Below are 20,830 nucleotides of genomic sequence, written 5' to 3' on the forward strand. Positions count from 1 at the left end.
CATCCTGAGGCCGACGACACTTGATTAGGCTTCCCAAACCTTACATCGGGTTAGGTTAGCCTATAGTGTGATAGTAGTCACTAAGCCGGGGTTCGACGTCCGTGCTATACCCGGTTTCGACCCAGGGTGTGTTACTACTGCTGCTGCTGTTGCATTTGTTGCGAAACCGCCTGATTGATCCGCTGCAATCCGCCCATCGTCAGCCCCGGAATCTGCCCTTCGATCTGCCGGACGACAGAGTGGTCGTCGATGACCTTCTCGCTCGACTGGATCAGCACGGTGCCGGCGCCCGTGAAATCGAACTGCCGCTCTTCGCCCGACTGCACACCGAACCTGCGGGCACCGGCCGCCATGAACCCGGTGATCCACGATTCGTCGTAGTGATGGCTCGGCGACGGGCAGTCCGCCCAGCCCACCAGCGCCTCCGGGTCGACTCGCAGCGGCGGCTCGGCGAACATCACAGGCCCGTTCGAGGACGCCAGGAACTTGCCCGTGCCGATCAGCGTGAGGAAACCGGGCACGATCGACTGGTTCAGCGACAACCCCGGTTCGAATGCGAGCAGGTTCGCCTGGCGAATGGTGAGGTTGCCGTCGTCGAGATCGTAGGAGTTGATGTCGTAGCCGCGGTCGCCGAGGATCAGCTTCCCGTAGCCCTCGGCCACCACATACTCCCCGAGATACATCGGCGCCGAGAACTGCCGCGCCACCATCTGCAGTGCCTGCCCCTGCAGACCGTGGGTGAGCGCGGTGAACTGCACCTGACCGTAGTAGGCGATCATCGCGCCCTTGGACAGGAACCACGGGGACTGCAGATCGATGCTGTACGCGTAGCCGTTGCCGGGCACGTTGTCGTTGCCCACGAGATGCGACGGATTCAGGATGGTGCTCACAGCTTCTCCTCCGATGCCTGAACGTAGACGATGCCTTGGCCGCTGCATTCGAGTTGCATCGCCTCACCACCGGTGCGGCCGACGTTGCGCCAGCGCATCGACGACTTCAGTTCGGTGCGGACCGGCCCGAGCGACGCGACGAATGCCTGCGGATCGACGATGACCGGCGCCGGACCGCCGACCTGCAATTCGAGGACGCCACCATGCGCGAGGACCACCGCCGCGCCCTGCCCGGTCAATTGCGTGGTGAACATGCCGGTGCCGGTCGCCACTCCCGCCGCCGCGCCGCGCAGGGCGCCGAGGAGCCCGCCGCCACCTCCGCCCCCGGACGGCGCGGCTCCCGCGGAGACCACCGTGCTCTGCAGTCCCGCGGTGTGCGCGAGCAGTCGCGAAGCCTCCACCCGCAGCTCTCCTCCGGACGCCATGTCCACCACGTGCGTCTCGAGGCCGCGGAAACCGTAGTGCACCGTTCCGTCGCCCTGCGCGATCATCGTGGCCTCGTGCTCGCCCCGCAGCATCCGGCCGGCCATGCCGGCCATGCCGCCGAGCCCGGGTGCGCCACCGACGCCGCCGGGCACCTGATGCGGAGAGAAGCGGACATTGCCCGTGTAGAAGAGCATCGCGCCGCGTCGCGCGACGATCGGTCCGGTCCGGCTCAACTCGACCCGAACGACCTTGCTGTTGATCTTCGTGAACGACACTGCCGCCCCCTATCGTTCCGCCGGCTGGATGGACACGACGCCCACGCCGTCCCATTTGAGCGAGAACGCCTCACCGCTGCCCTGCCCGATCGAAGTCCGCCACGACACGTCGGTGACGAACGACTGCGTCAATCGGCCTTTCGCGCAGACGAATGCGTCGGGGTCGACGACGAGCGGATACTGCGGCGACACTTCGAGGTGGATCAGCGGTCCGCCCGCCGACAGCAACGCCACCTGACCGTGCCCGCTCACCGTCGTCGTGAACAGTCCCTGCCCGCTCATACCGCCACGCAGTCCCGCGAAGGTGACGTTGGTGTCGAGGTTGCCGTTCAGCGCGAGCAACTGTTCGGATTCGACCTGCAGGGTCTCGTTGTTCAATTCGAGCACGGTTACGTACTGCGCGCGGTGCGCGAGATACACGACGCCGGTGCCGGTGCACTCCATCAGCGACAGACCCTCGCCGGTGGCGCGCTGGCGCAATCCGGCGAGTACCCCGTCACCGCCGCCGAATCCGGCGGATTTGAAGGTGACCTGCCCCTCGTACGCCACCATCGAGCCCGACAGCGCACGAATGCCGGAATTGCTCAGTTGGGCCTCGATGACCCGTTTCGATTTCTCGAGCAGTCGCATGGCGCGAACGATAGCGGCTGCGCGTACGGATGTCGTTCCGGATCGCCCGGATACGCCGACGGGCCCCGGACGTAATGTCCGGGGCCCGTCGGGCGGCTGCCGTGAACCTACAGGCCCAGATCCTTGGCGATGATCGTCTTCATGACCTCACTGGTGCCTCCGTAGATGCGGGTCACGCGGGTGTCGGCGTAGAGACGGGCGATCGGGTACTCGGTGATGTAGCCGTAGCCGCCGTGCAGCTGCAGGCACTTGTCGATGATGCGGCCGGCGGCCTCGGTCGAGAACAGCTTGGCGCGGGCAGCATCCGGCACGGTCAGTTCACCGCGGTCGTGGAGCTCGATGGCGTTGTCGACCATGATCTGCATCGCCTGCAGCTCCGTCGAACACTCGGCGAGCACGAACTTGGAGTTCTGGAACGAGGCGACCGGCTTACCGAAGACCTTGCGGTCCTTGGTGTATGCGATCGCGTGCTGGATAGCGGCCGCAGCTGTGGCGTGGGCGCCGAACGCGATCGTCAGCCGCTCCTGCGCCAGGTTCTGCGTCAGGTAGGAGAAGGCTTCGCCTTCCTTGCCTAGCAGATCCGTGACCGGAACCTGCACGTCGTCGAAAGACAGCTCGGCCGTGTCGGACGTCTTCAGGCCGATCTTGTTGAGCTTGCGGCCCACCGAGAATCCCTCGGTCGCGGTGTCGACGACCAGGATCGTCAATCCGCCGCGGCGATCCTCGGGGTTGAACGGCGACGTGCGGCACACGACGAGGATGCGGTCGGCAAGTGCGCCACCGGTGATGAACGTCTTCGCGCCGTTGACGACATAGTGGCTGCCGTCGGCCGACAGTTTCGCGGTGGTGGCGATGTTCGCGAGATCCGACCCGGTTCCGGGCTCGGTCATCGCGATCGCGAACATCAGCTCGCCCGAAGCGAATCCGGGAAGCCAGCGCTGCTTCTGCTCCTCGGTGGCGTTCTGCATGAGGTACGGCAGGATCAGGTTCGAGTGGACGGACGACGAACCGAACGACACGCCGGCCGCGGACGCCTCCTCCGCGAGGACCACGTTGAACTTCAGCGACGCCTCGCCGCCTCCGCCGTACTCCTCCGGCACCTGGATGCCGAGAAGACCGAGTTCACCCATGCGGTTGTAGAACTCGCGCGGCGGGTGGCCGGCTTCCTCCCACTCGGGGTAGACGGGCACAACTTCCTTGGCGATGAAGTCGCGGACCGTCTGCCGGAACGCATCGTGATCCTCGTTGAACACCGTACGCTGCACGCGCTTGTTTCCTTTCGGAGATGAAGTGTGGGAGACGATTACAGCGCGTAGCTGCGCAGGATGCCCTTGCTGATGATCGTCTTCTGGATTTCGCTGGTGCCCTCACCGATGAGCAGGAACGGTGCTTCGCGCATGAGCCGCTCGATCTCGTACTCCTTGGAGTAGCCGTAGCCGCCGTGGATGCGGAAGCTGGCCTGGGTGACCTCCGAGCAGTATTCGCTGGTCAGGTATTTCGCCATACCGGCCGCGACGTCGTTGCGCTCACCCGAATCCTTCAGCCGCGCCGCGTTGACCATCATCAGATGCGCGGCTTCGACCTTGGTGGCCATCTCGGCCAGGGAGAAGCCGATCGCCTGATGCTGCGCGATGGGCTTGCCGAACGTGGTGCGCTGCTGCGCGTATCGCGCCGCGAGCTCGAACGCGCGGATCGCGACACCACAGGCGCGGGCGGAGACGTTGACGCGACCGACCTCGACGCCGTCCATCATCTGCGCGAAGCCGCGTCCCGGCTCGCCGCCGAGGATGGCGTCGCCGGTGGTCTGGTAGTTGTCGAAGACGAGCTCGGTGGTGTCGATGCCCTTGTAGCCCATCTTGTCGATCTTGCCGGGGATGGTGACCCCGGGGACCACTTCACCGAATCCGGCGGGCTTCTCGATCAGGAAGGTGGTGAGGTTCTGGTGGGGCTTGTCGGCGCCCTCGTCGGTGCGCACGAGCGCCGCGACCAGGGTCGAGCTGCCGCCGTTGGTCAGCCACATCTTCTGGCCGTTGATGACGTAGTTGCCGTCGGCGTCGCGCTTGGCCTTGGTGCGGATCGCGGCGACGTCGGAGCCCAGTTCGGGTTCGGACATCGAGAACGCGCCGCGCACCTCGCCGGTGGCCATGCGCGGCAGGAAGTGCTGCTTCTGCGCGTCGGTGCCGTGCTGGCGGATCATGTACGCGACGATGAAATGCGTGTTGATGACGCCGGAGACGCTCATCCACCCGCGGGCGAGTTCCTCGACGCACAGCGCGTAGGTCAGCAGTGATTCGCCGAGTCCGCCGTACTCCTCGGGGATCATCAACCCGAACAGGCCCATCTCGCGCATCTGATCGACGATCGCCTGCGGGTAGGTGTCCGAATGCTCGAGTTCCTGCGCGTTCGGGATGATCTCGCGATCGACGAACTTGCGCACGGTGTCGAGGATGTCGCTCTGGAATTCGGTCAGATCCAGAGTCTGAGCAAGGCGGGTCATGCCGGGTCCTTTTCTGTGATGCGGACGGTACCGCCGGTGGCGAGTTCGTCGATCTCTTCCTCCGTCAGCCCGAGGTGCTCGGCGAGGACGGAGGCGGTGTCGTCGCCGTTGGCCGGGGCCGGCCGGACGACGGGGTGCTTGCCGTCGAACGACATCGGCGTGCTCGGCGCGAGATGGGTACCGATGCGAGGCTGGTCGAGCGACTGGAACATGGGGTTGTCGGTCACGCGCGAATCGGTCGCGAGTTCGGCGAAGGTCCGGTACCGCTCGTGCAGGATCGAGGTGCCGTCGAGTGCGGCTTCGACCTGCTCGACGGTGCGCTCACGGAACCACGGGGAGAACAGTCCGTTGAGCACATCGCGGTGCTTGAATCGGGTGCCTTCGTCGCGGAAGTCGGCACCGAGCGCGCCTTCGAGCGCGGTGACCGCGGCGGTGGTGCCGGTGAGTTCGGTGAGGTCACGGAAGTGGCGGGGAGTCAGCGCGACGATCATGATGCGCGCGCCGTCGGCGGTGCCGAAGTCCGAGCCGTAGGTGCCGTAGACGGCGTTGCCGACGCGACCGCGTCCCGGCAGGCCGAGTTGCGCTTCGGCGAGGTAGCCGAGGTTACCGGCGGTCGCGAAGGCGACATCTTCGAGCGGCAACACGATCTTGGTGCCGGCACCGGTGATCTCGCGGCGGTACACCGCGGAGGCGACCGACAGCGCGGCGTAGAGCCCGCACGAGACATCCCATGCCGGAAGCACGTGGTTGACCGGGGTCGACAGCGATTCGGGGCCGGTCACCTGCGGGAAACCTGCGGCGGCGTTGACGGTGTAGTCGACGGCACCGGTTCCGTCGGCACGCCCGAGCACCTGCACGTGGATCAGGTCGGGGCGGATCGCGGCGAGCTCGTCGTAGTCGAGCCATGCCCGTCCGGCGGCGTTGGTGACGAGCACACCCGCATCGATGATCAGATCCCGAATAAGGTTGTGCGCCTTGGGATCCTTGAAATCGGCGGCGAACGAGCGCTTGCCCTTGTTCAGGCCCGCCCAGTAGATCGATTCGTCGTCCTCGGTCAGCGGCCACCGCTTGTAGTCGGCCGCGCCGCCGATCGGGTCGACGCGGATCACGTCGGCACCGAGGTGTGCCAGGGTCATTCCGCACAGGGGAGCGGCGACGAAGCTGGACACCTCGACCACGCGCACACCCGCCAGTGGTGCGGTGGACGAGGGAAGCTCGTCGGTGGAAGCGGTGGAGTTCATGCGAGTCCTCGTCCGTCGCGGTGCCGTTGCAATGCTCAGCATGCAACAGGTTCCGGTGGCGGACCAGCACCGATCGGCTATCGCTCGGTTAGCGCAGACCAATGTCAACAGCCTTGTGGCGACTCATAGGCAGCGGTGATCGGTCTGTTTGCCCGTCGCTCTTTGCTTCTCGTGAGGCAGGTCACGTTGAATGAATTCCAACGCCAGGCGTGAGGCGCGACCTCGCCGGTGGGCCCAGGTTCCCGCCGCAGAACTTCTCTCGCACAAGCCAGTCTCCGAGTCGTGAAGGGACTCTCCGTGACCACAGGTGAAATCGTGAACGGCAGCTCAGGCGCCCACGAAAAACCGGGCGCTTCGGCTCCCAAGACTTCCAACGGCCCGGCATTCGGTGTGACACCGGGGCGGGCGTGGGGCATGACCGGCATGGTCATCTTCCTCTACGTCGTCAACTACGCCGACAAGGCCGTGCTCGGCATCATCGCCCAGCCCCTCGCCCGTGAACTGGGCATGAGCTCGTCCCAGATCGGCCTGGTCGGTTCGCTGTTCTTCGTGACATTCACGCTCGGCGGGTTCCTCGCCGGGCCGCTCAACAAGTACCTGACGCTGCGGTGGGCGCTGCTCGCCCTCGGCCTGGTCTGGTCGGTGGTGATGCTCCCGCTGATCGTCAGTGCCTCGCTCGTGATGCTCATCGTCACCCGGATGCTGCTCGGTCTCGCGGAGGGCCCGGCCTCGGCGCTGATGCACACCGCCGCCTACTCGTGGCATCCGCCGACCAAGCGCGGCCTGCCCGGCGCGTTCCTCGCCGGCTCCGCATCGGTCGCCAAGATCGCCCTGGCCCCGATCCTCGCCTACATCACCGTCGAGTGGGGCTGGCGTGCCGCCCTGGTCGCGCTGTCCATCCTCGGTGGCGTCTGGATGCTGACGTGGCTCACCGGTTGGAAGGAAGGCCCGTACACCACCAGTGCCGTCAAGGGCGCCGGCGCCGCTGCCTCCGCCGCGACCGAGCCGTCCGTGCCGTGGCGCAAGATCTTCCTGACCCGCACGTTCATCAGCTGCGCGGTTCTCATCATGGTCGTGTACGCACTCACCACCGTCGTGCTGACCTGGCTGCCGTCCTACTTCGAGGTCGGCCTCGGCTACAGCGCCCTGCAGGCCGGTTCGATGTTCGCGCTGCCCTCCATCGTGGGTCTGGTCCTCATGGTCTCCTCGGGTACGGTCACCGACCGCCTGAGCCAGAAGGGCTACCGCTCGCGCGTCGTCCGCATCATCGTGCCCGCCGTCGGCGTGCTCACCTGCGGCCTGATCCTGGTGTTCCTGCCGTCCATCAGCACCCCGGCCATCGCGGTGGCGGTCGTCTCCATCGGCTACGGCTTCGGCGCCATCGCCTTCCCGCTGATCAACGCCGCGATCTCCGAGCTGTGCCCGCCGCAGCAGACGGCCGGCACGATGGGTGTGTTCCTGGCGCTCATGGCAATCGGTGGCCTCGTCGCTCCGTACGGCACCGGTGTCATCGTCGACAACGCGGCCACTCCCGCAGCGGGCTACGCCACCTCGTTCCAGATCATCGGTGTCCTCGGCGCCATCGCCGCGGTTGCGGTGCTCGTGCTCGCCAACCCCGAGCGCGACCGCAAGCTCATCCGCAGCGAAGCCTGAGATCCACCGGCATAGCTTCCACCTAACGGAAGCTTCCGCCGAAAGACTTTCCCTCACCGGCCGGGCGCGTGGTCTCCTCGATGTGAGGACCACTACCCGGCCGGTCGTCGTACCACCGGCTGCTCCGTCGAGCAGCCGTCCGCACACTGCAAAGGATCCTTCCCATGCGCGATGCCGTGATCGTCGACGCCGTTCGTACCCCCATCGGACGACGCGGCGGCTCCCTCTCCGAGATTCACCCGGCCAACCTGTCGGCTCACGTGCTGACCGCTCTCGCCGACCGCACCGGCCTCGATCCGGCCACCGTCGAGGACGTCATGTGGGGCTGCGTCAGCCAGGTCGGCGAGCAGGCCGGAATCGTCTCGCGCACCGCGGTCTTCGCCGCCGGCTGGCCGGTGACCGTCCCGGCCACCACCGTCAACCGGGCATGCGGCTCGGCCCAGCAGGCGGTTTCGTTCGCCGCGGCCAGCGTGCTCTCCGGTCAGAACGACGTCGTCATCGCCGGCGGTGTCGAGACCATGACCCGGGTCCCGATGGGCAGCGCGGCCAAGAACGGCGAGCACTTCCCGCCGAACGTGCTCGAGCGGTTCGGAATCGAGAGCTTCAGCCAGGGCATCGGCGCCGAGATGATGGCCGAGAAGTGGAACTTCTCGCGCACCGAGCTCGACGAGTTCGCCCTGCGGTCGCATGCGCTGTCGGCCGCCGCCACCGACGCCGGCGCGTTCGCCAAGCAGCTCGCCCCCATCGCAGGCCTGACCGCCGACGAGGGCATCCGCCGCGGCGGCAGCGTCGAATCGCTCGCCAAGCTCAAGACCGTGTTCAAGGAAGACGGTGTCATCCACGCCGGCAACTCCTCGCAGATCTCCGACGGTGCCGGCGCGCTGCTCATCACCACCAGCGAATACGCGGCCGCCCAGGGCTGGACCCCGATGGCACGCATCCACACCGCCGTCGTCGCCGCCGACGACCCGGTCATGATGCTCGCCGGCCCCATCCCCGCCACCGCGAAGGCCCTGAAGCGTTCCGGTCTGTCCATCGACGACATCGGCGCCTTCGAGATCAACGAGGCATTCGCCCCCGTGCCGCTCGCCTGGCTCGCCGAGACCGGCGCCGACGTGAACCGGCTCAACCCGCTCGGCGGAGCGATCGGCGTCGGCCACCCGCTCGGTGGTTCCGGTTCCATCCTCATGACGCGCCTCGTGCACCACATGCGCGACAACGGCATTCGCTACGGGCTGCAGTCGATGTGCGAAGCCGGCGGCATGGCCAACGCGACCATCCTCGAACTTCTCTGATTCAGCACTTCTCCGATTCAGCACTTCGGATTTCAAGTTAGGAACGAAACATTATGGAACTCAAGGATCTTTCCATCGCAGTCACCGGTGGCGCCTCGGGTCTCGGCCTCGCCACCGCCCGTCGTGTCCTCGCCGCGGGTGGCAACGTCACCCTCATCGACCTGCCGACGTCGAACGGTGCGGATGTCGCCGAGGAGCTCGGTGACGGTGCCACCTTCGCCCCCGCCGACGTCACCGACGCCGAGCAGTTCGCGGCCGCTCTCGACGTTGCGCACGAGCGCGGCGGTCTCCGCGGCGTCGTGCACTGCGCCGGGGCGGGCCGCAAGATGCGCGTGCTCGACAAGGAAGGCAAGGCCGGCTCGCTCGAGGACTTCGAGTTCGTCATCCGCCTCAACCTCATCGGCTCGTTCAACGCGCTGCGTCTCGGTGCCGAGCGTATGGCTCAGCTCGATCTGATGGACGACGAGCGCGGCGCAATCATCCTGACCGCATCGGTCGCGGCATTCGAGGGCCAGATCGGCCAGATCAACTACTCGGCGTCGAAGGCCGGCATCGTGGGTATGACGATCGTCGCCGCTCGCGACCTCGCGAGCAAGGGCATCCGCGTCAACACCATCGCCCCCGGCATCATGGACACCCCGTTGCTCGCCCGTCTGCGCGACGACGTCCGCAAGTCGCTCGAGGCAACCGTGCCCAACCCGTCGCGCCTGGGCCGTCCCGACGAATTCGGCAAGCTGGCCGCGTCGATTCTCGAGAACGGTTACCTCAACGGTGAGACCATCCGTCTCGACGGTGCCATCCGCATGGCACCGCGCTGATCCGGGGATGACGATGAATTCCGATCGACCGGACTGGACGGCGACGACCCTGTCGTACCCGTCCACATCGATGACGGCGTGGGCGCCGAGCATGGCGGCCATGTACGGCGATCGTCCCGCGATCGTCGACGGCGACCGCGTGTGCACCTACCGTGAACTGGACGAGCGGTCGGCGCAATTCGCCGGTGCCCTGGTCGCTGCGGGCGTGCAGCCGCGCGACGTCGTACTCATGCATCTCGGCAACTGCGCCGAGTTCCACGTCGCGTACTACGGTGCGCTGCGTGTGGGTGCCGCTGTCACGCTGGTGAACCCGCTGCAGCCCGAGCCCGGCCTGCGCCGCCAGATCGAGGAGACCGGCGCCGTCGCGGCGGTCACCCAGCCGCAGCAACTCGACACACTGCTCGGTGCGACGGTGGGTACGAACGTCGCCCTGATTGCGGTCGTGTCCGACGAGGCGGTCACGACCGGCACACCCGGCACCGTGCGCTTCGACGATCTGCTCGCCGGGCACCCTCCGTCGTTCGCTCCGGTGCCGATGTCGGGCGACGACGTCGCTCACATTGCGTATACCGGTGGCACAACCGGTATTTCGAAGGGTGTGCGTGTCCTGCACCGCAACGTCCTGGGCAACGTCACGCAGATGTGCGGGTGGCGTGCCGGGCACCGGGTCGTCGCCGGCCCGGACGGCCTGGTCTCGCTCGAGCCCATCGAGGGTCTGAACGTCGCGGGTGTCGTGCCCGGTGTGGGTTCCACGATCGTGGTCTCCCCTCTGTTCCACGCACACGCACTGATCAACACGTCGTTCCTACTGGTGTGCGGCCTCACCCAAGTACTTTCGGGGCGTTTCGATCCTGCGAAGATGCTCGAGCAGGTCGAGAAGTACGAGGCCAGTTACATCACCGGAAGCCCGGCGATGTGGCATGCGCTCGCCACACACCCGGACGTAGCTTCGCGCGACCTTTCGTCGGTGCGTGTCGTGGCGTCCGGTGCGGCCCCGATCGATCACGTGACGCTCGAGAACCTCGAACGCGCATTTCCCAATGCACGTGTCGCCGAGGGATACGGGCTCACCGAAGGCACGTGCGTCGTGACGACCATGCCGCTCGTGGTGGGATCGGAATACCGGCTCGGCAGTGTCGGTCTCCCGATCTTCGACACCGAGGTCGAGATCCGCGCGCAAGGCGATCCGTCCGTGGTGCTCGGTGACAACGAGCGGGGTGAACTGTGGGTGCGTGGTCCGCAGGTCACCGACGGGTACCTGGGTCATCCCGAGATCACGGCACAGCAGTACGTCGACGGGTGGCTCGCCACCGGCGACATCGCCTACCGGGACGCCGACGGTTTCGTGTACATCGCCGACCGGGCGAAGGACATGTTGATCTACAAGGGCTACAACGTGTATCCGCGTGAGCTCGAGGAGATCATCGTGACGCACCCGTCCGTGTCGACCGCCGCGGTGGTCGGCCGCGACGTCGGTGCGATCGGTCAGGAACCCGTCGCATTCGTGGTTCCGGTGGCAGGCGCAGAGATCGACGCCGATGAGCTGAAGGCATACGTCGCCGAACGTGTGCTGCCGTACAAGAAGATTCGCGACGTGGTGGTGGTGGCGACTCTGCCCACCTCCGCCGCCGGCAAGATCCTCAAGACGGATCTGCGCGACCGGGTCGAGGGAGCTTCGGCGAACCGGTAGATGCTCCAGACATAACGAAAAGGCCGCCGGTTTCGATACCGGCGGCCTTCTCGTCGGGAATGCGGTCAGCCGCGCTGGGCCTGCTTGACCAGACCGCCGCCGATGATCAGGCGCTGGATCTCGCTGGTGCCCTCGTAGAGACGCAGCAGGCGCACGTCGCGGTAGATGCGCTCGACGGGCACCTCGCGCATGTAGCCGGTGCCACCGTGGATCTGCACCGCGAGATCGGCGACCTTGCCGACCATTTCGGTGCAGTACAGCTTCGCCACCGACGGTGCGATTCGGCGGTCGGTTTCCTCCACCCACGCGCGGGCGGCGTCGCGCACCAGGGCGCGGCCGGCCATCACACCCGTCTGCTGATCGGCGATCATCGCCTGCACGAGCTGGAAGTTGCCGATCGCGGTACCGCCCTGGGTGGCGGTCGCGGCGTAGGCGACGGACTCGTCGAGGGCCCGCTGGGCCTGACCGACCGACAGCGCCGCAATGTGCACGCGACCGCGGGCCAGGGAGATCATCGCGGCCTTGTAGCCCACGTCCTCGCTGCCGCCGACGAGCGCCGCGTTCGGTACGCGCACGTCGTTGAAGTGCACATCCGCGGTCCAGGCGCCTTCCTGCCCCATCTTGGCGTCCTTGCCCGACACCTGCACACCGTCGGTGTCGGCGGGCACGAGGAACACCGCGATGCCGGTGCCGTTGCTGTCGGCGGGGCGGGTGCGGGCGAAGACGACGAACAGGTTCGCCAGCGGCGCGTTGGTGATGAAGCGCTTCTCGCCGGTGATGATCCAGTCGTCGCCGTCGCGCACGGCCTTGGTACGCAGACCGGACGGGTTCGAGCCGGCGCCGGGCTCGGTCAGGGCGAAGGAGGCGACGACCTCGCCGGAGGCGATGCCTTCGAGCCACTGCTTCTTCTGCTCGTCGGTGCCGAAGTTGACCAGGACCTGGCCGGCGATGCCGTTGTTGGTGCCGAACATCGAGCGCAGCGACAGCGTGGTGTAGCCGAGTTCCATCGCGAGTTCGGCGTCCTGCATCAGGTTCAGGCCGAGACCGCCCCATTCCTGCGGGATGGCGTATCCGAACAGGCCCATGTCCTTGGCGGCCTGGCGGATGTCGTCCGGAATCGCGTTGGTGTCGGCGATTTCCTGCTCACGCGGCACGACCACATTGCGCACGAACGCGCGGGTCTGGGCGAGGATCTCGCGGAAGTCGTCTTCGTCGACCTCGGGGGCCGGTGTCGAGAGTGTCATAGCCACAACTTTCGACGCCGTCTCGGAACATGTCCAATACGAATGGCGCCATCGCCGTATAGGCAGCGTCGATGGAATCGGAGGGGTCTTCCGCAGGGTTTCACCGATATATTCGGAGCAATCGATACGTTGGGGCATTGTTCGAGCCCTCCGAAAGGAATTCCTGATGTCTTTGTTGGAGAACCGCACTGCCGTCATCACGGGTGGCGCCCAGGGGATCGGCTTCGCAATTGCCCAGTCCTTCGTCGACGCCGGTGGCCGCGTCGTGATCGGCGACCTCGATCTGGATGCGGCGAATGCCGCCGCGGAGAAGCTCGGTGGACGCGACGTGGCTCGTGCCGTGCGCGCCAACGTGGTCGAGGCCGCCGACTGGGACACCCTCCTCGCCGAGGCGGTCGACGGGTTCGGCTCCCTCGATGTGGTCGTCAACAATGCCGGTATCACCCGCGACGCGACGATGCGCACGATGACCGAAGAGGACTTCGACCTCGTCATCGACGTGCATCTCAAGGGCACGTGGCACGGCACCCGCAAGGCGTCGGCGATCATGCGTGAGGCCAAGCGCGGCGCGATCGTCAACATCTCGTCGCTGTCCGGCAAGGTCGGCATGGTCGGGCAGACCAACTACTCGGCCGCCAAGGCCGGCATCGTCGGTCTGACCAAGGCTGCCGCCAAGGAGATGGCCCACCACGGTGTGCGTGTCAACGCTATCCAGCCCGGCCTGATCCGTTCGGCGATGACCGAAGCGATGCCGCAGAAGGCGTGGGATCAGAAGATGGCCGAGATCCCGATGGGCCGTCCCGGCGAGGTCGACGAAATTGCTTCTGTCGCCCTGTTCCTCGCGTCCGATATGTCGTCGTACATGACCGGCACGGTTCTCGAGGTCACCGGCGGCCGCTTCATGTGACGGTCGTTGCCGTCACTTCTTCTTCTCGAAAGGTCATCATGCGCGAAGTCGTCATCTGCGAGCCCGTCCGTACTCCCATCGGCCGCTACGGCGGAATGTTCAAGTCCCTCACCGCCGTCGACCTCGGTGTCGCCGCGCTGAAGGGTCTGATCGAGCGAACCGGGATCGCCCCCGACGAGGTCGGCGACGTCATCCTCGGCCACTGCAACGGCAACAGTGAAGCCCCCGCGATCGGCCGTGTCGTCGCACTCGACGCCGGTCTGCCGATCACGGTGCCGGGCATGCACATCGACCGCCGCTGTGGTTCGGGTCTGCAGGCCGTCATCCAGGCCGCGTTCCAGGTCGGCAACGGCGACAACGAACTCGTCGTCGCCGGTGGTGCCGAGTCGATGAGCAACGCGTCGTTCTACTCCACCGACATCCGCTGGGGCGGTGCCCGCACCGGTGTGCAGATGCACGACAGCCTCGCCCGCGCACGGTCCACCGCCGGTGGACAGTTCTACCCGGTGCCCGGCGGCATGATCGAAACCGCCGAGAACCTGCGCGCCGAGTACTCGATCTCCCGCGCCGAGCAGGACGAACTCGCCCTGAACTCGCACCTGCGGGCTGTCGCCGCGCAGCAGAGCGGCATCCTCGCCGAGGAGATCGTCCCGGTGACCGTGAGCAGCCGTAAGGGCGAGCAGGTCATCGACACCGACGAGCACCCGCGCGCCGACATCAGCCTCGAATCGCTCGCAGCGCTTCGTCCGATCATGGGCAAGCAGGATCCCGAGGCCACCGTCACCGCCGGCAACGCCAGCGGCCAGAACGACGCCGCGTCCATGGCGATCGTCACCACCCCGGAGAAAGCTGCCGAGCTCGGTCTGACGCCGTTGGTGCGCTTCGTATCGTGGGGCGTCGCCGGTGTCGCGCCGAAGATCATGGGCATCGGACCGGTGCCCGCCACCGAGGTCGCCCTCGGCAAGGCCGGTATCGGACTCGCCGACGTCGACGTCATCGAACTCAACGAGGCGTTCGCGGCGCAGGCTCTCGCCGTGACCCGCGAGTGGAAGTTCGGTGCCTCCGACTTCGAGCGCACCAACATCCACGGCTCGGGCATCTCGCTCGGTCACCCCGTGGGCGCGACCGGCGGCCGCATGCTCGCGACTCTGGCCCGCGAACTGCATCGTCGCGAGGGCCGCTACGCGCTCGAGACCATGTGCATCGGCGGCGGTCAGGGGCTGGCCGCGGTGTTCGAACGCGTGTCCTGACCTCGTACGCGCGACAAGTGGACGGTCGGCCGGCGTACGCCGGCCGACCGTTGTCGTCGGGATCCGATCCCGGAGGCGAACAGCCCGCCCGTAGGCCTATTCCTGCAGCCGGTAGAACCGGAAGAAGCTGAAATCCTCGATGGGAAGCACGTCCATCCGGGTGAAGCCCGCCTCCTGTGCGTAGCGGCGCAACGTGTCGGGGCGCATCACGGTGCCCGTCCCGGCGCTGGGCTGGTGGCTCATCCCGTCGGGCAGGCAGACCACCAGACTGTAGCCGTACATGAGCCGTTCGATGTCGTCGCCGGGCGCGGTGAACTCGTCCGCGACGGCCTCGTCCATGACGATGACCATGCCGCCGGGGACGAGCGAGCGGCGTGCGGCCGCGAGCACCTCGACAGGTTGCGGCATGTCGTGCATGCATTCGAATGCGAACACTGCCTGGAACGTGGATTCGGGAAGTGCGGTAGCGTCGGCCGCGGTGATCGTGATCCGCTGCGCCACAGCAGGTTCGGACGCCGCATTGGAGCGGGCGAGCTCGGCCGACGCGGGATCGATGTCGAAGCCGTGCAGCGACGCCTCCGGATAGGTGCGGGCCAGCGCAATGGTGGACCATCCGCCACCGCAGCCGATGTCTGCGATCGCGGTTCCCGGCGTGCGAAGCAGCGAATCCACCTCGGCCACCGAGCGCAGCGCACCGGGCAACATCTGCTCGAACCACGGCCGGTTCACATCGGCCTGCGATTCTCTCGCGTCGTCGCCGTACTGCGCCCAGCCGACACCGCCCCCGGTGCGGTAGGCCTCGAGCAGCGCCGGCAGTTGCACCACGGCACTGGAGAGCAGCCGTGGTAGCGGAGCCAGAAAATTCAGGCTCCTGTCGTCGGTGAGGACTTCCGCGCCGGCAGGTGACAGGGCGAAGCACGGCGGTTCGCCGTTGTCGACGGTGAGCAGGCCTGTCACCGCCTGCTGTTCGAGCCACTCGCGCGCGTACCGCGGATGGGTGCCTGTGCGGACGGCGAGTTCTTGTGAAGTTGCGGGACCGTCGGCGGCCAGGCTTCGGTACCAGCCGAGACGGTCGCCGAGGTAGATGGAGATCAGGTCGATTGCGCCGAGCGTGGCGTCGACTACGCGTTGCGCGAAGGCGTCGACCGTATCGGTACGTGGGGGCGTCGGTGCGGACATGGAGATCAACTCCCGGGTTGTCGGCAGATGCGTACCTACCAGCGTGATCCTCGGACGAGTCGGTGTCACGGGTGATTCGCTCTGCCGCTCCGTCGCAGCCCGGGAGCAAGCAGCCGCACACAGCAACGAAGTGCGCCGGAACAGGTCTATTGTTCGACGACGTGAATACACGCACCGGTGCGTTGTCCGGGCCGCTGCGCCGAGCCGGGGCGCGGGCGACCCGGAGCCCGGCACGGGTGGTTGCGCTGAGCTTCGCTGCGGCGATCGTGGCGGGAACCGTTTTGCTGCTGACGCCGGCCGCGACCGGGTCCGGGGTCGGCGCCGGGCTGATGGCGGCGCTGTTCACCGCGACCTCCGCGGTGTGCCTGACCGGGCTGATCACCGTGGACACTCCCACCTACTGGTCCGGATTCGGCCAGGGGGTGATCATGGCGCTGATCCAGGTGGGCGGCCTCGGAATCATGACGATGGCTTCCCTGATCGGCCTGTTGCTGGCGAACCGGATCGGACTCAAGGCGCGGCTCAATGCCGCTGCGGAGGCACGCGCCTCAGGGCTCGGTGACGTACGCAGTGTCATCGTCGGCGTCGTGCGGACCAGTGTGCTCATCGAAGGTGTCGTGGCGGTGTGCCTGGCACTCCGCTTCGCCGTCGGCTACGGCGAGTCCCCGGCCAGAGCACTGTGGCTGGGGGTCTTTCATGCGATTTCGGCGTTCAACAACGCCGGGTTCGCGCTGTACAGCGACAACATCATCGGCTTCGCCGACGACCCCTGGATCTGCGTGCCGCTGATGGCCGCAGTGGTTCTCGGTGGCATCGGGTTTCCGGTGTTGTTCGAGGTGGGCCGGCATCTGCGAGGCCGCAGGCCACGCTGGTCCCTGCACACCCGTCTGACGGTGGCGGTGACCGCGGTGCTGCTCGTGGTGGGGCCGTTGCTGGTGCTGATCCTCGAATGGCGCCACACCCTACGCGGACACGACCTGGGCGCGAAGCTGCTGGTGGCCGGTTTCCAGGGAATCATGCCGCGCACGGCCGGGTTCAACAGCGTCGACTACGCGCAGATGGACGATGCGACGCTGCTGGTGACCGACGTGTTGATGTTCATCGGCGGCGGTAGCGGTGGCACCGCGGGCGGTATCAAGGTCACCACATTTGCGCTGCTGCTGTTCGTCATCGCGGCGGAGGTGCGCGGCGAAAAGTCGGTGACGGTGTTCGACCGGCGGATCGATCCGCGCGTGCAGCGTCAGGCGCTGTCGGTAGCGCTGATCGGGGTGGCGCTGGTGATGGTGCCGACCATGGTGCTGCTCGCCGGCACGACGTTCGATCTCAACGCCCTGCTGTTCGAGGTGGTGTCCGCGTTCGCGACCGTGGGACTGTCGACCGGGATCACCGCGCAGTTGCCGGCCTGGGGACAGTTGATCCTGGTGGTCTTGATGTATCTGGGCCGCATCGGGTCGATCACCCTGGTCAGTGCGTTGGCGGCCCGCGAACGCGGCCGACGCTACGAACTCCCCACAGAAAGGCCGTTCATTGGCTAGAAAATCCGCCGCCGAGGTCGTGGTCGTTCTCGGCATGGGCCGGTTCGGCAAGTCCCTTGCCCTCGAGCTGATGGCACAGGGCACCGAAGTGCTCGGGATCGATTCGAGTCAGGCAGTAATCGAGAAGGTGGCGGGCCGGCTCACCCACGCCGCCGTCGCCGACACCACCGACGAGGAATCACTGCGGCAGCTGTCCGTGCACGAGTACGACCGCGCGGTGGTGGGCATCGGCTCCGATCTCGAGGCGAGCCTGCTCACCGCCTCGGCGCTGATCAACATGGAGGTGCCGAACGTGTGGGCAAAGGCCATCAGCAACGCGCACGCGAGAATTCTCACCCAGATCGGTGTGCATCATGTGGTGCGGCCCGAGCACGACATGGGCAAACGCGTGGCCCACCTGGTTCGTGGACGAATGATGGACTACATCGAGTTCGACGACGGCTTCGCCATGGTCAAGACCACCGCGCCGGCATTCGCCGTGGGCAAAGCGTTGGGTCAGACCACCATCCGCAGCAAGTACGGAGTCACGGTGGTAGCCATCAAACGACCGGGGGAGGGGTTCACCTACGCCAGCGCCGACACGGTCGTCGCCTCCGGCGACACCATCATCGTCTCCGGGCGGGTCCGCGACACCGAACGCTTCGCCGAACTGACCTGAAGAAGCGCGCCGGATCGAGCAACGATGGCTCAAATGGTGGGGCGCGTCGACCTCACCAGATCGACGAATGCCTGGCCGGCCCTGGACAGCGACGCGGGGTCGAACACGAGACCGAACGTGCGGCTGAAGGTGGGCTCGCACGGCCGCACCACCGCGACGTCGCGCACCGACTCCGCCAGGGAACGCTCCACGAACGACCCGCCGAGACCGGCGAGGACCATCGGCAGTCGCGCCTCGCGGTGGTCCACGAGCGCCGCCAGGGGTGGCCGCACACCGGCCCGACGCATCGCGTCGTTGAATTCGAGGCTCAGCGAGCCGCCACCCCGCGGCACGAACACCATCGGAATGTCCGGCATCGCGGAAATCGCCACCGGTCCCGGCGCCAGGTCGGTGCCCGGTGGGTAGACGAGCCAGTACTCCTGCTCACCCAGCTCGATCACTTCGAGGCCGTGTCCGCCGTCTTCGAGTGGCAGATGCGCGACGACGAACTCACAGTGCCCGTCCCGGATCACCGACCCCGAGCTCTCCTCGCTCCGAAGTTCCCCGAATCGCACCGTCGTCTTCGGGCAAGCGCGACGGAAGCGAGCGACCAGATCGACGATGAGTCCGGTTGCGAGCGCCGGAAACACCATCAAATCCAGGCTGCCCGTCACTTCTCCGGTGGCCGCGCTCATCAACTCGCTCACCGCGCTCACATCGCGCAGGATCTGCCGGCTCGGGCCGATGAGACTGCGGCCGGCCGCAGTGAGCACCATGCCGCGACCGATGCGATGGAACAGCTGCACACCCAGTTCGCGCTCGAGGCTGCGCAGTGCCTGCGACACGGTCGGCTGCGCGACCCCGAGCGCAGCGGCCGCGCCGTTGATGCCGTCGTTCTCGACGACGGCGAGGAAGTATTCGACCTGACGGAACTCCATGTCCCTACGCTCCTGATGCCTGGGCGGTGGAGGTCGCGATGAAGGCGGCTGCCGCGGGTGACGGCTCGCCGGCGCGCAGCACGAGCCCCACCGGCCGCTTCAGCGGAGGAACGAGCGCACGCACGGTGGCGCTCGGCATCTGCTGCTCGGCAACCTTGCGCGGTACCACGGTGCCCCCGGTGCCGCGCATCACGAATTCCCAGATCGCCGACGGGTGCGCGCAGTCGACGACGACGTTCTGCTCACCGAGCAGATCACCGGCGCGCACCGCGCTCGCGCGGGAGCCGAGATCCAGGACCAGCGGTACCTCCCGGACCTGGGCGCGGGTGACAGGATCGGGCAGGCCGGCAGCCAGCTCCGGGTGGATGGCCAGCACCATCTCCTGTTCGAGCACGGGAATGGCGATCATTCCGGCGTGCTCGACGGACAAGTCGGTCACACCGATCTCGGCCGCCCCGCGTCGCAGCGCGGAGTGCACCCCGGCGGGCCCGTCGACGTCGGAGATCCGCACGGTGATGCCGGGATATCGGGAACGGAAACGTTGGACGAGTTCGACCACGGGATGAATCGAAAATGCCGAGAATGTCGCAATTTCCACCCGCCCCGCTGTGAGTTCGCGGACGTCCGCAACCTTGCGTTTCGCGCGTTCGACGTCGGCGAGGATTCGCCGCGCGGAGACCTCGAGCGTCCGGCCGTCGTCGGTCAAGGTGAGACGGCGGCCGGTGCGGTCGAAGAGGGTTGTGCCCAGGCGACGTTCGAGGGTGCGAATGGCCTGCGACAGCGATGGCTGGGAAATATACAGGGCCTGGGCAGCTTTCGTGATCCCACCATGGTCGACGACAGCGACGAAGTAGGTCACGAGATGCAGGTCCACCCGGTCATCGTATGTGATTCACCGAGCCTGCCGATCACCGGTGAACGAACACGGCGCTTTCGACACGAAATGCTGTCGGTCGACCGGGACTATGCGCCCGTCCACACCGGGGCGCGCTTCTCGGCGAACGCACGAGCACCTTCCTGCGCGTCGGACGACGCGAAAACCGGGTCGATGAACTTGCGTTGCGCGACGAACGCGTCGGGGTCGGTGTAGTTCGCGGCCATCGACACCACCTGCTTGGTGGCGCGCACGGCCAGCGGGCCGTTCGCAGCGACCCGTTCGGCGAGTTCCTTCGCGACGGTGAGGGCCTGGCCCGGCTCGGTGACCCGGTTGACGAGGCCGTGCTGGTGCGCGAGCTCGGCGGTGAGCGGATCGCCGGTGATGGCCATCTCCATCGCGAGCGGGTACGGCAGGATCTTCGGCAGACGCAGCAGGCCGCCCGCTGCGGCGGCGAGGCCGCGCTTGACCTCGGGGATGCCGAACTTGGCTTCGCGTGAGGCGACGATCAGGTCGGCGGACAGTGCGAGTTCGCAGCCACCGGCCAGCGCCCAGCCCTCGACTGCGGCGATGAGCGGCTTGGTCGGCGGGGCCTCGGTGAGACCGCCGAATCCGCGCCCGGGGATGGACGGCCGCTCACCACGGGAAAAGGCCTTCAGATCCATTCCGGCGCAGAATGTTCCACCGGCCCCGGTCAGGATGCCGATGGTGAGGTCGGGGCGTGCCTCGAATTCGTCGATCGCTGCGGCGAGCGCCTCCGCCACCTCGAGGTTGACCGCGTTCTTCGCCTCGGGACGGTTCAGGGTGAAGACGGCGACGCCGTCGGCGAATTCGGTGAGAACAACGCTCAT

General features: G+C 66.9%; 19 protein-coding genes. 8 read left to right on the plus strand and 11 right to left on the minus strand.

What is annotated here, in order from left to right; genetic code table 11:
* Positions 1 to 134 precede the first annotated feature (134 nt).
* From Q8814_RS00095 to Q8814_RS00120, 6 genes are all read right to left on the minus strand, one after another.
* Complete coding sequence (locus Q8814_RS00095; protein ID WP_330149954.1) at positions 135 to 890, minus strand: AIM24 family protein; 756 nt, start codon at positions 888 to 890, stop codon at positions 135 to 137.
* Entirely contained in the window at positions 887 to 1,591 is a 705-nt protein-coding gene (locus Q8814_RS00100; RefSeq protein ID WP_330149955.1) for an AIM24 family protein, read from the minus strand. The genes Q8814_RS00095 and Q8814_RS00100 overlap by 4 nt, the downstream gene beginning before the upstream one ends.
* Before the next feature lie 9 nt (positions 1,592 to 1,600).
* Positions 1,601 to 2,221 (minus strand): AIM24 family protein, encoded by a 621-nt coding sequence (locus Q8814_RS00105; RefSeq protein ID WP_330149956.1) that lies wholly within the window; start codon positions 2,219 to 2,221, stop codon positions 1,601 to 1,603.
* A 107-nt stretch (positions 2,222 to 2,328) separates the two neighbouring features.
* Positions 2,329 to 3,486: an acyl-CoA dehydrogenase family protein gene (locus Q8814_RS00110; RefSeq protein WP_330149957.1), complete on the minus strand. Its 1,158-nt coding sequence runs from the start codon at positions 3,484 to 3,486 to the stop codon at positions 2,329 to 2,331.
* A gap of 38 nt (positions 3,487 to 3,524) precedes the next feature.
* Positions 3,525 to 4,718, minus strand: a complete 1,194-nt coding sequence (locus Q8814_RS00115; RefSeq protein WP_330149958.1) for an acyl-CoA dehydrogenase family protein — start codon at positions 4,716 to 4,718, stop codon at positions 3,525 to 3,527.
* Complete coding sequence (locus Q8814_RS00120) at positions 4,715 to 5,959, minus strand: CoA transferase (RefSeq protein ID WP_330149959.1); 1,245 nt, start codon at positions 5,957 to 5,959, stop codon at positions 4,715 to 4,717. The genes Q8814_RS00115 and Q8814_RS00120 overlap by 4 nt, the downstream gene beginning before the upstream one ends.
* Before the next feature lie 297 nt (positions 5,960 to 6,256).
* Between Q8814_RS00120 and Q8814_RS00125 the strand changes: the two genes are divergently transcribed.
* The 4 genes from Q8814_RS00125 (at position 6,257) to Q8814_RS00140 (ending at position 11,415) form a co-directional block, all read left to right on the plus strand.
* On the plus strand, positions 6,257 to 7,612 hold the full coding sequence (locus Q8814_RS00125; protein ID WP_408015784.1) for an MFS transporter: 1,356 nt from the start codon (positions 6,257 to 6,259) through the stop codon (positions 7,610 to 7,612).
* A 164-nt stretch (positions 7,613 to 7,776) separates the two neighbouring features.
* The gene (locus Q8814_RS00130; RefSeq protein WP_330149960.1) at positions 7,777 to 8,907 is read left to right on the plus strand and encodes a thiolase family protein; all 1,131 of its coding nucleotides are present in this window, start codon (positions 7,777 to 7,779) and stop codon (positions 8,905 to 8,907) included.
* 53 nt (positions 8,908 to 8,960) lie between these two features.
* The gene (locus tag Q8814_RS00135; RefSeq protein WP_330149961.1) at positions 8,961 to 9,725 is read left to right on the plus strand and encodes an SDR family NAD(P)-dependent oxidoreductase; all 765 of its coding nucleotides are present in this window, start codon (positions 8,961 to 8,963) and stop codon (positions 9,723 to 9,725) included.
* Between the two features lie 13 nt (positions 9,726 to 9,738).
* Positions 9,739 to 11,415: a class I adenylate-forming enzyme family protein gene (locus Q8814_RS00140; protein ID WP_330149962.1), complete on the plus strand. Its 1,677-nt coding sequence runs from the start codon at positions 9,739 to 9,741 to the stop codon at positions 11,413 to 11,415.
* 65 nt (positions 11,416 to 11,480) lie between these two features.
* On the opposite strand, the gene Q8814_RS00145 is transcribed toward Q8814_RS00140, so the two are convergent.
* Entirely contained in the window at positions 11,481 to 12,659 is a 1,179-nt protein-coding gene (locus Q8814_RS00145) for an acyl-CoA dehydrogenase family protein (RefSeq protein WP_330149963.1), read from the minus strand.
* A 166-nt stretch (positions 12,660 to 12,825) separates the two neighbouring features.
* Between Q8814_RS00145 and fabG the strand changes: the two genes are divergently transcribed.
* A complete protein-coding gene (gene fabG, locus Q8814_RS00150; protein ID WP_330149964.1) occupies positions 12,826 to 13,566 on the plus strand; it encodes a 3-oxoacyl-ACP reductase FabG in 741 nt (246 codons plus the stop codon).
* A gap of 38 nt (positions 13,567 to 13,604) precedes the next feature.
* Positions 13,605 to 14,816, plus strand: coding sequence for an acetyl-CoA C-acetyltransferase (locus Q8814_RS00155; protein WP_330149965.1), 1,212 nt, complete (start codon positions 13,605 to 13,607; stop codon positions 14,814 to 14,816).
* A gap of 96 nt (positions 14,817 to 14,912) precedes the next feature.
* Here the strand turns inward: Q8814_RS00155 and Q8814_RS00160 are convergent, their stop codons facing one another.
* The gene (locus Q8814_RS00160; protein WP_330149966.1) at positions 14,913 to 15,995 is read right to left on the minus strand and encodes a class I SAM-dependent methyltransferase; all 1,083 of its coding nucleotides are present in this window, start codon (positions 15,993 to 15,995) and stop codon (positions 14,913 to 14,915) included.
* 161 nt (positions 15,996 to 16,156) lie between these two features.
* Between Q8814_RS00160 and Q8814_RS00165 the strand changes: the two genes are divergently transcribed.
* Positions 16,157 to 17,530 carry a TrkH family potassium uptake protein gene (locus Q8814_RS00165; protein WP_330149967.1) on the plus strand — a complete coding sequence of 458 codons (1,374 nt, stop codon included), beginning with the start codon at positions 16,157 to 16,159 and terminating at the stop codon, positions 17,528 to 17,530.
* Between the two features lie 19 nt (positions 17,531 to 17,549).
* Entirely contained in the window at positions 17,550 to 18,188 is a 639-nt protein-coding gene (locus tag Q8814_RS00170; protein ID WP_408015789.1) for a potassium channel family protein, read from the plus strand.
* Between the two features lie 29 nt (positions 18,189 to 18,217).
* On the opposite strand, the gene Q8814_RS00175 is transcribed toward Q8814_RS00170, so the two are convergent.
* The 3 genes from Q8814_RS00175 to Q8814_RS00185 all read right to left on the minus strand — a co-directional run bounded on the left by Q8814_RS00175 (position 18,218) and on the right by Q8814_RS00185 (position 20,830).
* On the minus strand, positions 18,218 to 19,105 hold the full coding sequence (locus tag Q8814_RS00175) for a LysR family transcriptional regulator (protein WP_330149969.1): 888 nt from the start codon (positions 19,103 to 19,105) through the stop codon (positions 18,218 to 18,220).
* A 4-nt stretch (positions 19,106 to 19,109) separates the two neighbouring features.
* Positions 19,110 to 19,979: a LysR family transcriptional regulator gene (locus Q8814_RS00180; protein ID WP_330149970.1), complete on the minus strand. Its 870-nt coding sequence runs from the start codon at positions 19,977 to 19,979 to the stop codon at positions 19,110 to 19,112.
* Positions 19,980 to 20,068: 89 nt separating this feature from the next.
* Positions 20,069 to 20,830 carry a crotonase/enoyl-CoA hydratase family protein gene (locus tag Q8814_RS00185; RefSeq protein WP_330149971.1) on the minus strand — a complete coding sequence of 254 codons (762 nt, stop codon included), beginning with the start codon at positions 20,828 to 20,830 and terminating at the stop codon, positions 20,069 to 20,071.

The sequence above is a fragment of the Rhodococcus chondri genome, from assembly GCF_036327435.1.
GTDB classification, from domain to species: Bacteria; Actinomycetota; Actinomycetes; order Mycobacteriales; family Mycobacteriaceae; genus Rhodococcus; species Rhodococcus chondri.